We start from the raw sequence: 11,666 nt of genomic DNA, 5'->3' as shown, positions 1-11,666 counted from the left end.
GTTCGGTGTTCCGAATGAGGGCGCGCTGAAGGCGCTGGCGCATGGCGTGACGGTCGAGGGCGTGCGTTACGGGCCGATCGAGGCGGATGTCGACGCGAAGACGGGCGACAACACCTGGCTGACGGTCAGTTTGCGGGAGGGACGCAACCGGGAAATCCGGCGGGTGATGGACCATCTGGGGCTGGCGGTGTCCCGGCTGATCCGGGTCGCGTATGGCCCGTTCCAGCTTGGGACGTTGGAGCGTGGGGGGATCGAGGAGATCCCGGCCAGGGTGCTGCGCGAGCAATTGCCGGCGGATGCGGGGGCGCCTCCGCCGCTGCCGCGGCACCGGTAGGCATGCGGATCGTCGCGGGTGCATGGCGGGGGCGTGTTTTGGCGGCGCCGCCGGGGTCTGTGACGCGTCCGACAGCGGATCGGGTGCGCCAGGCGCTGTTCGACATGCTGATGCATGCGGAGTGGGGTGGGCGCGCGGTGATCGAGGGCGCGGTGGTGCTGGATGTGTTCGCCGGGACCGGGGCGCTGGGGTTGGAGGCGTTGTCGCGCGGGGCGGCTTCGGCGTGCTTCATCGAGAATGATCCGGCGGCGTTGAAGGCGCTGCGGACGAATGTGGCGGCGTGCCGGGCGGTGGATCGAGTGGAGGTGGTGGCGGGGGATGTGTTTCAGGTTCACGGAAGGGCTTCGTCCGGCGTCCCGCGGCCTGCGGGAGGTGCTTCACCGGCGTTGGCTGCTGCGGGCAGAGGGCAGGATGGTGGTGCTGCCTCACTTGTGTTCCTCGACCCGCCCTACGGTCAGGACCTTGTCACCCGAGCGCTAGCGCGGCTGCGGGACGTGGGCCGCATCCGCCACGGGGCGCTGATCGTCGCCGAAACCGCCAGGGACGAGACCTGGGTCCCCGACCAGAAGCTGCTGGCGGATCGTCAGCATGGCGCGGCTCGGATTCTGGTATTCGCCGCGGATTGAGGGAAACGAGGTTTGATTCAATCGCGCCCTACAGATTTATTGTTTGTAGCGGCCATATTATTTGTGAGGAAACCCGTTGATCATCGTCCGACAAGCATTGCTATTCTTGCTTTCAGAAGCCTCCACATGAATTTACCAGAATGACCCTCGTAATTGGGTATATCGTCGGGGAGGATGACGCCTGCCGGCTTTTCTCCGGTCATAACGCGCATTTCGATCGGCGGAATGTCATTTTGGAGGCGTGCTCGATACATTGATAGCCAATGTCCCTTGGTAAAATCGAGAAACATCGCTGAATTGCAACACGTCGCCAAGACCCGCCGTGTCGGAGAGTTTGGCGTCAGCTTACGATCTTGTAGCCTATCGTCGCCTTTTACGCAGCTCACTCTATCTTTGCGGTAAAGAATGTATGGTGTACCGCCATCCGTATCGAGCGTTTGAGGAGCGGAAGGAAGTTGTTCAAATTGTTGACCAGCGCTTTGGCAACTGTTGCAGTAGCATTTGACGTTAGCGATGGGCGCCCCAACGGCTTCGAACTCGACGCTGCCGCAAGAGCAGCGTGCAAGTAATCTCTGACTTGTAGTCGTCATGAATCTCTCCGCATTGGGCAAGGGCGCCATACCCCACAATAATATCACCCTCGCCCCAACTCCGCGAAGACGGCTGCGTGCGAGGAGCGTGCGGACTTCAAAAATTAACGTACAGATATCGGCTCCCTGAAACTCAGCGGTTCTTCTTCGGCTTAAGTTGTCCCCTAGTTCACGGCTGATCAGACAGCGTTTTTCGTGCTATAAGGGATCATGACCCAACAGGATATCATATCCCGCTTGCGGGAGAATGAGGCGGCGCTGCGCGCACGGGGTGTTGCGCATGCGGCGCTGTTCGGCTCGCGCGCCCGGGGTGACGAGCGTCCGGACAGTGACACGGACATCATGATCGAGATCGAACCCGAGGCGCGGATCGGTGTGTGGGAGTATGCCGGACTGAAGGAGTATATCGCCAGTCTCTTCGATGGGCCGGTCGATGTTGTCGACCGCGACGGGTTGAAACCGTATGTCCGGCCTGCCGCTACCGCCGACGCGATCTACGCCTTCTGAACGCGAAGCAACCCGCCGCTGGCTTATCGACATCCGGCACCACATCGTCATGGCCGAAAGGTTCGTCTAGGGAATGACTTATGCGGCGTTCAAGGACGACAATCTTCATATCTACGCAGTGACGCGGTGCCTTAAGATCATTTCGGAGGTGGCGAACAAAGTTTGGGATACCTTGACGCTTCACCTGTCGCCGTTGTGCCTTATCGTCGAGGCCGAGTTGGCCGCATTGGATGCCAAGTGAAGTACCGCTATGTGTAAGTCTCGACCGACGGCCTAAGCGTTGACATCCAGGCGTGCCAATTGACCAAGGCCGAATGCAAGAACGTATTTCGCAAAACGGTGAGCGGGGTTCCGATGGCCGATATGAATATGTCAGATGATCAAAAATGGCATTGGGGGGAAGGCACAAAGTATGTACTTGAAGGAGGAAAGTCCATTTTCTTGATAAATGGTGCATCAGCGATCTCCGTTCTTACCTTTATAGGCAATACGAAAATACACCAGATTTTTGTTACAATTTCTATTGGGCTTTTCGCGTTTGGCGCCCTGGCAAGTGCAATGATATTTCTATTTTGTTACCTGACTCAGCTTGAATACGGGAACGTAGGCATAGGTCGATATAACAGATGGCACAAATATTCGTATTGGTCTGTCGGGACTGGTGTAATGTTCTTCTTTCTGGGAATGGTGATTGCTATGATTGGGTTTTTGCGGTTGCCGTAGATCGCTCTTACTTATCCTTATTCGACGTTATTTCGTGCAGAGCGAATCCAACAACCTTTAAAAAGTGCCTTAAATCGGCCTGCGATCACTCTTCCGTCTTCGAAGAAAAAATTCTTGCATATGGAGAAAAAATACCTTAGAACCAACAGTGAACAAACACCAATCCACCCCGAGGCCCAACCCCATGTCCCTCGCCGCCCTCTTCCCGGCCGCCGTCCTGGAAACGATCCTCCTCCGCCTCGCCCCGCTCTTCCTCGCGGGCGCCGGCGACGACCTCACCGCCGCGCGCCACGCCGCCGCGCAGACGCTCGGATCATACCGCCCGGAAACCGAGGATGAACTGCGCCTCGCCGTCAACATCATCGCATTCGGCCTTCACGCACTCGAAGCGCTCGGTCAGGCCGCCGCACCGGACCTGCCGGTGACCCGCGTTCTCCGCCTCCGCGGCAATGCCGTCAGCCTCAGTCGCGAGTCCGCGAAAGCCCAGCGCAGCCTCGACCAACTCCAGAAAGCCCGCCGGCAAAACAGGCCGGCCGAACCCGTCGAACCGCGGCCCGCCCCAGCGGACCAAAAGGTCGCAATAATCCCCGGCCCGATCAGGCACACCGACGGCATCGCCGCCGTCACAGCCATCCGTCCGGCAAGGACTGAAACCGAAGAAGATCGCCAGCGCGACATCCGCATCGCCGGATACATGCAACGACCTGTCTTCCAGGCCGCCGCCCAGGCCAAAGCCGCGTTGCAAGGCGCATTCCCAGCCTGAACTAGCGAAGCCCCGTCAGGCGGGCACCTGCCGCATCCCCCAACGACGACGCGCTGTGGCCGCGAAAACCAAAACGGGAGCGGCAACACTCATCGCCGCGAAGAGCAGATATGCCATCGCGTGCCAAAGTCCCTGATGCACTGTCCCCAAATGGATCAGCGAGGGCACAAAGTCGCGCGCAAAGGCCAGCAGAATGTAGTTCATCCCGACGAACCGCAGCCAGCGCCAGAGCCTCGGGCCAAGAACCTTTGACAGCCCTCCGAAAGACAAGGCCGCCAACAGGTAGGTCCAGACGACCCCGATCGCGAAGAAAGCTGACAGCGGGCCAGGCAACGGCAGTTGGTTCAAAATGCGATAAAGCCAGACGACGAGGCCGATATGAACCAGATGTGCGGCGGCAAAGGCCAAGCCAAACGCTCGGCCACGTCCTGCCAGTGGCGCCAGCGCGGGGCCAAACAGTGTGGCCATGGCGCCGCCCGCATAGGCCAGCCAGAACAACAGGAACGACCAGCGCGCCGTCACCTGCAGCGCCACCCCGATGCTCTTCGTATCGGTCCCCTCAGCGGCAAGAACAACCACAGCCAACGCGAGCGCTACCCCAAACGCCACGCCCATCCACAGCACTGGAACAGAGTTGCGCTTCATCGTTTACGCGATTGAGGCTCCCACGCTTTGCGTCAAGGACGTGCCTCAAGCACCATGTTGAATGGCGTTTCCGCGGCACGCCGGAAGCGCGTAAAGCCACCCGCTGTTATGACCTGGCGCAATCTGAATTCTCCGGCCTGTGCGCCAAGGCCCAATCCCACCTCCTGCGACAGAGAAGCGGGTGTGCAGATCATCGTGGAGGCCGCATAGTACACGCGCCCGACCGGATTCAGGTTTGCGGATAGATGGTCGTGCGCGAACGGCTCCACGATCATCCACGTGCCGTCGGGTGAGAGAGACTCCTTCACATGGGTCGCTGCCCCGGATGGATCACCCATATCGTGCAGGCAATCGAAAAAGGCCACCAGATCGTAGGTCCCTGGATATGTCTTGGCCTGGGCGATTTCGAACTTTGTATTGCCACTGACCCCAGCTTCCTCGGCAGCCTTGCGCGCCCGATCGACCGATGGCGCGTGATAATCGAACCCGGTAAAGTGCGATTTGGGAAACGCTTTGGCCATGAGCACGGTCGACGCTCCATGTCCGCAACCAACATCGGCGACCCGCGCACCGTTCTCGAGTTTCGCCACGACGCCGTCCAGCGCGGGAAGCCATGAGCCGATCAGGTTGGCATTGTATCCCGGGCGAAAAAACCGTTCGGTGCCGCGGAAGAGGCAGGCGCTGTGGTCATGCCAGCCAAGGCCTTTGCCTGTGCGAAACGCCTCGCTCACTTTCGGCTCATCGATCCAGAGGCTTGACAGCACCTCAAAGGCGCCGGCCATGAATGCCGGGCTGTCCTCATCGGCAAACACCAATGCCTGTTCCGGCGTGAGATGGAACCGGTCAGCGCCGGCGTCATATTCGACATATCCCGCCGCGGCCTGCGCGGAGAGCCATTCGCGGACATAGCGCTCGTGTGTGCCTGAGCGCGCTGCCAATTCGGCAGCCGTCAGTTTGCCGCCCTCTTGCATCGCCTTGAATAAGCCCAGGCGGTCGCCGAGCACCACAAGCGCGCCCGTCGCAACTGCGCCGAGGTCTCCAACCATACGGCCGAGCAATGTATTGAGCTTATCTTGGTCTGGTGATTGAGACACGGCGTAGCCCCCTGGGTGAATTGGAGAGCCTGAGACGCTATTGGACGCCATAGAGACGTCGCAGTGTGAAGTTACACTCCCTTACAATATCTGCCAAGAATTTTGTGCCGCGTTATTCTACGGAGCACTTTCTCGAGTTGCCGTGTGCGGCCTCTCCAGCGAGTACGCGCGAAATTTAATACTTTCGGTCACTCTGATCGACCCAATGCAACTAATGGATTACCAAACGCCATTCCCGGCCTGAATGACAGAACGGTACCCCGAAGCATCTGACCCACAAGCCGAACCGGTCAGCGACCGGACGCAACGCCGCCGAGCCAGCCCGCCCACTCGATCCGAACCAATCCGCGACCCAAGTCAGTAGCTGCGCGGCAACTCCAGAACGTGTTCGGCGATGTAGGACAGAATCAGGTTCGTGCTGATCGGGGCGACTTGATACAGCCGGGTTTCGCGGAATTTCCGTTCCACGTCGTATTCCTCGGCGAAACCGAAGCCGCCATGGGTCTGGATGCAGGCTTCACCGGCGGCCCAGGATGCTTCGGCGGCGAGCATCTTGGCCATGTTGGCTTCCTCGCCAGGAGTCTCGCCGGCCTCGAACTTCGCGCAGCCGGCCTGCACCATCAGTTCGGCGGCGCGCATCTGGGCGTAGGCTCGGGCGAGGGGGAACTGGATGCCCTGGTTCTGCCCGATCGGCCGGCCGAACACCTGGCGTTCGCGGGCGTAGTCGCTGGCCTTGCGCAGGAACCATTTGGCGTCGCCGATACACTCGGCGGCGATCAGCAGGCGTTCGGCGTTCATCCCGTCCAGGATGTAGCGGAAGCCGCGGCCCTCGACGCCCACAAGGTTCTCGGCGGGGACCTCCATGTTATCGAAGAACACCTCGGTCGAGTTGTGGTTCATCATCGTCCGGATCGGCCGGATGGTCAGGCCGTGGCCGAGGGCGGCCCGCATGTCGACGATGAAGGTCGAAAGCCCCTCGGTGCGCTTCGCGGTCTGGTCCCGCGGCGTGGTGCGGGCCAGCAGCAGCATCAGGTCGGAGTGTTCGGCTCGGCTGGTCCAGACCTTCTGGCCGTTGACGATGTATTTGTCGCCCTCCCGGCGGGCGAAGGTGCGCAGCGAGGTCGTATCCGTGCCGCTGGTCGGTTCGGTGACCCCGAACGCCTGCAGGCGCAGTTCGCCGGTGGCGATCTTCGGCAGGTAGGTTTTCTTCTGGTCGTCGGTGCCGTGCCGCAGGATCGTGCCCATGATGTACATCTGGGCGTGGCAGGCTGCGCCGTTACAGCCCTCGGCCTGGACCGTCTCCAGGATGGCCGCGGCGGCGGACAGAGGCAGGCCGGCACCGCCGTATTCCTCGGGGATCAGGGCACCCAGGTAGCCACCCTCGGTCAGGGCACGGACGAACTCCGTGGGGTAGCCACGTTCCTGATCCAGCTTGCGCCAGTATTCGCCGGGGAACTTCGAACACAGTTTGCGGACTTCCTCGCGGATTTCCGCGTGCGGGTCGGCGAACAGTGTCTCTTTCATGGCGGCCTCCGGATCGAATGCCTCGGTGATTGCCCGCGTTCCGGTGGCTTGCAAAGGGGGCGCGGCGCATAACTGCCAAAGAGATGGGGTGGGTGCTTGCCGGATCAGGGCTACATGGTGTTATCGCCCCTGACGATCGCCTCGAAATGAAGGACTGTGTTCATGCCGGCCGGAGAACCCCTCGCGACATCCCCCTTCGTCCAGTTCCGAACCTGGATGGCGGAAGCGGAGAAGTCGGAACCGAACGATCCGAATGCGATGTCGGTCGCGACGACCACGGCGGACGGACGGCCATCGGTAAGGATCGTCCTGCTGAAGGGCGTGGATGAGCGGGGGTTCGTCTTCTACACCAACAAGGAAAGCCGGAAAGGCGACGAACTCGCGCGCAATCGGACCACGGCACTGCTGTTCCATTGGAAGTCGCTGCACCGGCAGATCCGAATCGAGGGGACGGTCGAGCACGTCACGGACGCGGAAGCCGACGCGTACTACGCAACCCGGCAACGAATTTCGCGTTTAGGGGCCTGGGCGTCCCAGCAATCCCGTCCGCTGGCGGATCGCTCTGTGTTGGAGGAGCGGTTGGCGGAGATGGAACGGCGCTATCCGGACGAAATTCCCCGGCCCGGCTACTGGTCCGGCTACCGGATTTTGCCGGACAGTTTCGAGTTCTGGCAGGATATGCCGTATCGCCTGCATGACCGGACGGTTTACCGCCGGTCTGTGGCCGGGGGGTGGGATCAAACGAAACTGTACCCTTGAGCCCGTTGCTCTCGTCGAACGTACTTGCAACGCTAACGCAAACCTGCATTGCTCTACGTGCAAGACCAGAGAAAAGGAGCTGACCATGGCAATACGCAAGCTTCTGCTGCCCCTGACGGGGACCGCGGCTGGGGAGGCCGCGTTGACGACCGCATTGACGATTGCCCGAGCATGGAACGCCCATGTGCTCGCGCTGCATGTTCGCGTGGATAGCCGGGATGTCGCGCCGTTGGCCGGGGAAGGCCTGTCCGGCGCGATGATCGAGGAAATGATGTCTGCCACGGAAAAGGAGAGCAACGACCGCGCGCATGCCGTGCGATCCATGTTTGAACGGTTCGTGGCCCGCCACGATGTCGTGGTTCAGGAAGCCCATGCGGGTTCGGATCATGCCACGGCCAGTTTCGCGGCGGTGACCGGGCGGGAAGAGGATATTGTGGCCCAACAGGCCCGACTCGCCGACCTGACCGTGGTGCCGCATCCGGACGCCGGAGAGGACGTGTCGTCGTCCGATGCACTGCACGCGGTGCTGTTCGATTCGGGGCGGCCGGTGTTGATTTCGCCTCAGGTGACGCCGTCCCAGATCGGCGCGCGGGTGTGTCTGGCGTGGAACGGGACGGCCGAATCGGCGTCCTCGGTGCAGGCCGCGATGCCCTGGATGCAGCGTGCCGAGGGTGTCGCCATCCTGTCGGCGGATGGTTACCAGCGGCGGGGGCCAGCTTCGCCTGACCTTGCCGCGTATCTGGCACTGCACGGCGTGCATGCCCAGATCATCACGTTCAAAGCCGTTGGCGGATCGGTGGGGGCTGGGCTGTTGGCGGCAGCGGCGGACTTTGGCTGCGATTTGCTGTCGATGGGGGCTTATTCGCATTCCCGGCTGCGGCAGCTGATTTTGGGTGGCGTGACGCGGCATGTGCTGGAGAACGCGCGGCTGCCGGTGATGATGAACCGGTAGTGTGCTGCCCGAGGTTCGCCTCCGCGGCGAACTTCGGGCTTTCTATCGGTTAGAACAGCTTGTCCTGCGGGCTCAGCTTGACGATGACTTCGCTCGGGTCCGCCAGATTGAGCATCGCACGGGCGCGTTCGTCCAGTGTGTCAGGGTCCAGATGGCTGGCGCGCAGGCCGGAAACGCGTGTTTCCCAGCCGTCCCGTTCCGTCTTGGCGGTGTCCTGATCGGCGAGAACCTGCTTCAATAGGTCCTGGCGTTGCGCATAGGCGACCAGTCCGTGGGCGCCCTGTGTGGCGTTCCAACCGAAATAGCCCGTGATCGCCAGGAAAATGGCGGGTGCGATCATGAGGCGGGCCCGCCGCTTCAATTCTCGGCCGAAAGACATCGTATACTCCGGGGTGCTTGCACCGATTCTAGCGCGTTGCTGGCGGTTCGTGAACGGAAAAGGCGCTAACTAACCGAATTTTCGTCATTTCTCACGAATGGTCATCGGGTTGAACACGGTTCGCCGCCGAGTGGCGCCATTGCGCGTCGCCGGTGACCGGCGCCAAAGCGCGTTGACAGGACGGGGTGCCGAACGCATCGTCCGGCCGCTTCAAACCAGGAAACCGTCAAGCGATGTCTCAGCATACCCTGCAACAGCCGATCGAGGACCTTTGGGAACGTCGGGAAACCCTGTCATCCGCCACGAAGGGTGAGGCGCGCGATGCGGTCGAAGCCGCGTTGGAGGCGCTGGACAATGGGGAGGTGCGGGTCGCCGAGAAGGGTGACGCTGGCTGGCAGGTCAACCAGTGGCTGAAGAAGGCGGTGTTGATGTCGTTCCGCCTGACCGACTCCACGCCGATGGAGGGTCCGGGCGGCGCGCCGGTCTGGGATAAAGTGCCGATGAAGTTCGCCGGCTGGGGTGAGAACCGGTTCAAGGAAGCGGGATTTCGCGCGGTTCCGGGCGCCGTGGTGCGGCGGTCGGCGTTCATCGCGCCGGGGGCCGTGCTGATGCCCAGTTTCGTCAATGTCGGGGCTCGTGTCGGCAACAATACCATGGTCGATACCTGGGCGACGGTGGGAAGTTGCGCGCAGATCGGCGCCAATTGCCATTTGTCCGGCGGCGTGGGGATCGGCGGGGTGCTGGAGCCGCTGCAGGCCAATCCGGTGATCATCGAGGACGATTGCTTCGTCGGTGCCCGATCGGAAGTGGCCGAGGGCGTGGTGGTAGAGCGCGGCAGTGTGCTTTCGATGGGGGTGTTCATTGGTGCTTCCACCAAGATCATCGATCGCGCCACGGGTGAGATTTTCATGGGACGGGTGCCGGCCTACTCGGTGGTTGTTCCGGGCTCCTTGCCAGGTAAGCCGTTGCCGGATGGGTCGGCGGGGCCGTCGCTGTACTGCGCGGTGATCGTGAAGATCGTGGATGCGCAGACCCGGGCCAAAACCTCCATCAACGAGCTGTTGCGCGACTGATGGCCGATTCAGGTTCGGCCGCAGGGTTCAGCGATCCGCTGCCGTTGGCGCAGTCGCTGATCCGGTGTGCCTCGGTGACGCCGGCCGATGCCGGCGCACAGGATGCCTTGACCGGCATGTTGAGCAGTTTGGGGTTCACCGTTCATCGGCTGCGGTATGGTGACATCGAAAATATCTTTGCCCGGATTGGCACCGAGGGGCCGCATATCTGCTTCGCCGGCCATACCGATGTGGTGCCGGTGGGCGCGGCGAACTGGCGGAGCGATCCGTTTGGCGGCGAGGTGCGGGACGGCGTGCTGTATGGCCGTGGTGCCTGCGACATGAAAGGCGCGATCGCGGCATTCGTCTCGGGCGTCGCGCAGTATTTGGAAAATGGCCCACCCAAGGGCTCGATCAGCCTGCTGATCACGGGGGATGAGGAAGGCCCCGCGACCGACGGCACCGTCAAGGTGTTGGAGTGGATGCGGGCGAATGATCAGGTGCCGGATTTCTGCTTGGTGGGGGAGCCGACCTGTCCGGTGAAGCTGGGTGACATGGTCAAGATTGGCCGGCGCGGCAGCGTCAACATGAAGATCGAGGTGCATGGCACGCAGGGGCATGTGGCTTATCCGCATCGGGCGGACAATCCCGTTCATCGGCTGATCCAGGCTCTGGGCGCGTTGACGTCGGCGCCGGTGGATGCCGGCACGGACTGGTTCGAGCCATCCACATTGCAGGTCACGAGCATCGATGTCGGGAACGGCGCGACCAACGTCATACCGGCGTCGGCGCGGGCGGCGTTGAACATCCGGTTTAACGATGGGCACAGCGGGGCGTCGCTGACGGCCTGGGTGCGGGCGACTCTGTCGCGGTATGCGGAGCGGTTCGACCTGGAGTCCTCGATCAGCGGGGAGTCGTTCGTGACCAAGCCGGGGCCGCTGGTCGATATTCTCCGGGGCGCGATCAAGGGGGCGACCGGGGTCGATCCGAAATTGGATACCGGCGGCGGTACCTCGGATGCGCGCTTCATCGCGAACTACTGCCCGGTCGCCGAATTCGGGCTGGTGGGCGCGACGATGCACCAGACGGATGAGCGCGTGCCGGTGGCGGAATTGCGCGATCTGGCGCGGATCTATCGGGATATCATCGCGGCCTTCCTGGCATGAGCCACGGTGTGGTTCCGCGGAAGAGCATCATCCTCGGGGTGTCGCGGATCGCTCGCGGGCGGGTGGACGGTATCGACTGTTTCGGCTCCAGTCCGCAGGCATTTCTGGCCAGCCTGGCGCCGCTGGTTGCGTTTCCCCTGGTCAGTGCCGTCCTGGGGATGATGTTCACGGAGGGACCGCGATCGGCGCTGACAGGTCTGGCGATGACCGTTTGTGCCCTGCTGATGCCCGCGGTGGTGTCCTACGAACTGGCGCGCCTGTGGCAGCGGACGGAGGCCTGGGCGCGGTTCGCGACGGCGTTCAATTGGTGTGAGTGGATATTGCCGATCCTGGCGTCCCTGCTGATGGTGCCTTTGAGTGTGGCGATCCGCGCGGGCATGAGTGAGACCGCGGCCAGTCTGGTGCTGGTGAGCTGCCTCGGTCTGTACGGGCTTTGGCTGCATTGGTTCCTGGCCCGCAATGCGCTGGGTTTGTCGGGCTTTCGCGCCGTGCTGCTGGTCTTCCTGGTGAATCTTGGGACGGCGGTGGTGGTCCTGGGACCCCGCTGGCTGG

Annotated in this window: 15 protein-coding genes and 1 pseudogene; 11 read left to right on the top strand and 5 right to left on the bottom strand. The window is 62.1% G+C overall.

Going from position 1 to position 11,666, the window contains the following annotated elements; genetic code table 11:
• A pseudogene (locus GSQ89_RS02495) lies at positions 1 to 334 on the top strand (pseudouridine synthase); the annotation flags it as partial.
• 2 nt (positions 335 to 336) lie between these two features.
• Positions 337 to 960: an RsmD family RNA methyltransferase gene (locus GSQ89_RS02490; RefSeq protein WP_158921676.1), complete on the top strand. Its 624-nt coding sequence runs from the start codon at positions 337 to 339 to the stop codon at positions 958 to 960.
• Positions 961 to 1,040: 80 nt separating this feature from the next.
• Here GSQ89_RS02490 and GSQ89_RS02485 read toward each other — a convergent pair whose 3' ends face one another.
• Positions 1,041 to 1,550 carry a GFA family protein gene (locus GSQ89_RS02485; protein WP_158921674.1) on the bottom strand — a complete coding sequence of 170 codons (510 nt, stop codon included), beginning with the start codon at positions 1,548 to 1,550 and terminating at the stop codon, positions 1,041 to 1,043.
• 210 nt (positions 1,551 to 1,760) lie between these two features.
• On the opposite strand from GSQ89_RS02485, the gene GSQ89_RS02480 reads away from it, so the two are divergent.
• The 4 genes from GSQ89_RS02480 (at position 1,761) to GSQ89_RS02465 (ending at position 3,543) form a co-directional block, all read left to right on the top strand.
• Positions 1,761 to 2,057: a nucleotidyltransferase family protein gene (locus GSQ89_RS02480; RefSeq protein ID WP_158921672.1), complete on the top strand. Its 297-nt coding sequence runs from the start codon at positions 1,761 to 1,763 to the stop codon at positions 2,055 to 2,057.
• 73 nt (positions 2,058 to 2,130) lie between these two features.
• Entirely contained in the window at positions 2,131 to 2,298 is a 168-nt protein-coding gene (locus GSQ89_RS02475; protein WP_158921669.1) for a hypothetical protein, read from the top strand.
• A 59-nt stretch (positions 2,299 to 2,357) separates the two neighbouring features.
• The gene (locus GSQ89_RS02470) at positions 2,358 to 2,780 is read left to right on the top strand and encodes a hypothetical protein (protein ID WP_158921667.1); all 423 of its coding nucleotides are present in this window, start codon (positions 2,358 to 2,360) and stop codon (positions 2,778 to 2,780) included.
• A 184-nt stretch (positions 2,781 to 2,964) separates the two neighbouring features.
• Positions 2,965 to 3,543: a hypothetical protein gene (locus GSQ89_RS02465; protein ID WP_158921665.1), complete on the top strand. Its 579-nt coding sequence runs from the start codon at positions 2,965 to 2,967 to the stop codon at positions 3,541 to 3,543.
• Between the two features lie 15 nt (positions 3,544 to 3,558).
• On the opposite strand, the gene GSQ89_RS02460 is transcribed toward GSQ89_RS02465, so the two are convergent.
• From GSQ89_RS02460 to GSQ89_RS02450, 3 genes are all read right to left on the bottom strand, one after another.
• Positions 3,559 to 4,167 carry a hypothetical protein gene (locus GSQ89_RS02460; protein ID WP_158921663.1) on the bottom strand — a complete coding sequence of 203 codons (609 nt, stop codon included), beginning with the start codon at positions 4,165 to 4,167 and terminating at the stop codon, positions 3,559 to 3,561.
• A gap of 53 nt (positions 4,168 to 4,220) precedes the next feature.
• A complete protein-coding gene (locus GSQ89_RS02455; RefSeq protein WP_254073044.1) occupies positions 4,221 to 5,282 on the bottom strand; it encodes a class I SAM-dependent methyltransferase in 1,062 nt (353 codons plus the stop codon).
• 357 nt (positions 5,283 to 5,639) lie between these two features.
• Positions 5,640 to 6,806, bottom strand: coding sequence for an acyl-CoA dehydrogenase family protein (locus GSQ89_RS02450; protein WP_158921659.1), 1,167 nt, complete (start codon positions 6,804 to 6,806; stop codon positions 5,640 to 5,642).
• A 162-nt stretch (positions 6,807 to 6,968) separates the two neighbouring features.
• Here GSQ89_RS02450 and pdxH point away from each other — a divergent pair, with 162 nt between their 5' ends.
• The gene (gene pdxH, locus GSQ89_RS02445; protein WP_158921657.1) at positions 6,969 to 7,565 is read left to right on the top strand and encodes a pyridoxamine 5'-phosphate oxidase; all 597 of its coding nucleotides are present in this window, start codon (positions 6,969 to 6,971) and stop codon (positions 7,563 to 7,565) included.
• 85 nt (positions 7,566 to 7,650) lie between these two features.
• Complete coding sequence (locus tag GSQ89_RS02440) at positions 7,651 to 8,517, top strand: universal stress protein (protein WP_158921655.1); 867 nt, start codon at positions 7,651 to 7,653, stop codon at positions 8,515 to 8,517.
• Between the two features lie 49 nt (positions 8,518 to 8,566).
• Here the strand turns inward: GSQ89_RS02440 and GSQ89_RS02435 are convergent, their stop codons facing one another.
• Complete coding sequence (locus GSQ89_RS02435; RefSeq protein ID WP_158921653.1) at positions 8,567 to 8,896, bottom strand: septum formation initiator family protein; 330 nt, start codon at positions 8,894 to 8,896, stop codon at positions 8,567 to 8,569.
• Positions 8,897 to 9,129: 233 nt separating this feature from the next.
• Between GSQ89_RS02435 and dapD the strand changes: the two genes are divergently transcribed.
• The 3 genes from dapD to GSQ89_RS02420 form a co-directional block, all read left to right on the top strand.
• Positions 9,130 to 9,969: a 2,3,4,5-tetrahydropyridine-2,6-dicarboxylate N-succinyltransferase gene (gene dapD, locus GSQ89_RS02430; protein WP_158921651.1), complete on the top strand. Its 840-nt coding sequence runs from the start codon at positions 9,130 to 9,132 to the stop codon at positions 9,967 to 9,969.
• Positions 9,969 to 11,114, top strand: a complete 1,146-nt coding sequence (dapE, locus tag GSQ89_RS02425) for a succinyl-diaminopimelate desuccinylase (RefSeq protein ID WP_158921649.1) — start codon at positions 9,969 to 9,971, stop codon at positions 11,112 to 11,114. Before dapD ends, dapE begins: the two co-directional genes overlap by 1 nt.
• The coding region (locus GSQ89_RS02420) for a hypothetical protein (protein ID WP_158921647.1) at positions 11,111 to 11,666 on the top strand (556 nt) is incomplete at its 3' end. The genes dapE and GSQ89_RS02420, both read left to right, overlap by 4 nt.

This window comes from Acidisphaera sp. S103 (genome assembly GCF_009765975.1).
Classification (GTDB): domain Bacteria; phylum Pseudomonadota; class Alphaproteobacteria; order Acetobacterales; family Acetobacteraceae; genus Rhodopila.
Note: the sequence above shows the minus strand (reverse complement) of the source record. Positions and strands in the feature narration are given on the sequence as shown.

Bases quoted from the DNA above. Each gene is read 5' to 3' on its own strand.
- GSQ89_RS02490 (WP_158921676.1), top strand. From the start codon at position 337: ATGCGGATCGTCGCGGGTGCATGGCGGGGGCGTGTTTTGGCGGCGCCG.
- GSQ89_RS02485 (WP_158921674.1), bottom strand. From the start codon at position 1,550: ATGACGACTACAAGTCAGAGATTACTTGCACGCTGCTCTTGCGGCAGC.
- GSQ89_RS02480 (WP_158921672.1), top strand. From the start codon at position 1,761: ATGACCCAACAGGATATCATATCCCGCTTGCGGGAGAATGAGGCGGCG.
- GSQ89_RS02475 (WP_158921669.1), top strand. From the start codon at position 2,131: ATGACTTATGCGGCGTTCAAGGACGACAATCTTCATATCTACGCAGTG.
- GSQ89_RS02465 (WP_158921665.1), top strand. From the start codon at position 2,965: ATGTCCCTCGCCGCCCTCTTCCCGGCCGCCGTCCTGGAAACGATCCTC.
- GSQ89_RS02450 (WP_158921659.1), bottom strand. From the start codon at position 6,806: ATGAAAGAGACACTGTTCGCCGACCCGCACGCGGAAATCCGCGAGGAA.
- pdxH (WP_158921657.1), top strand. From the start codon at position 6,969: ATGCCGGCCGGAGAACCCCTCGCGACATCCCCCTTCGTCCAGTTCCGA.
- GSQ89_RS02440 (WP_158921655.1), top strand. From the start codon at position 7,651: ATGGCAATACGCAAGCTTCTGCTGCCCCTGACGGGGACCGCGGCTGGG.
- GSQ89_RS02435 (WP_158921653.1), bottom strand. From the start codon at position 8,896: ATGTCTTTCGGCCGAGAATTGAAGCGGCGGGCCCGCCTCATGATCGCA.
- dapD (WP_158921651.1), top strand. From the start codon at position 9,130: ATGTCTCAGCATACCCTGCAACAGCCGATCGAGGACCTTTGGGAACGT.
- dapE (WP_158921649.1), top strand. From the start codon at position 9,969: ATGGCCGATTCAGGTTCGGCCGCAGGGTTCAGCGATCCGCTGCCGTTG.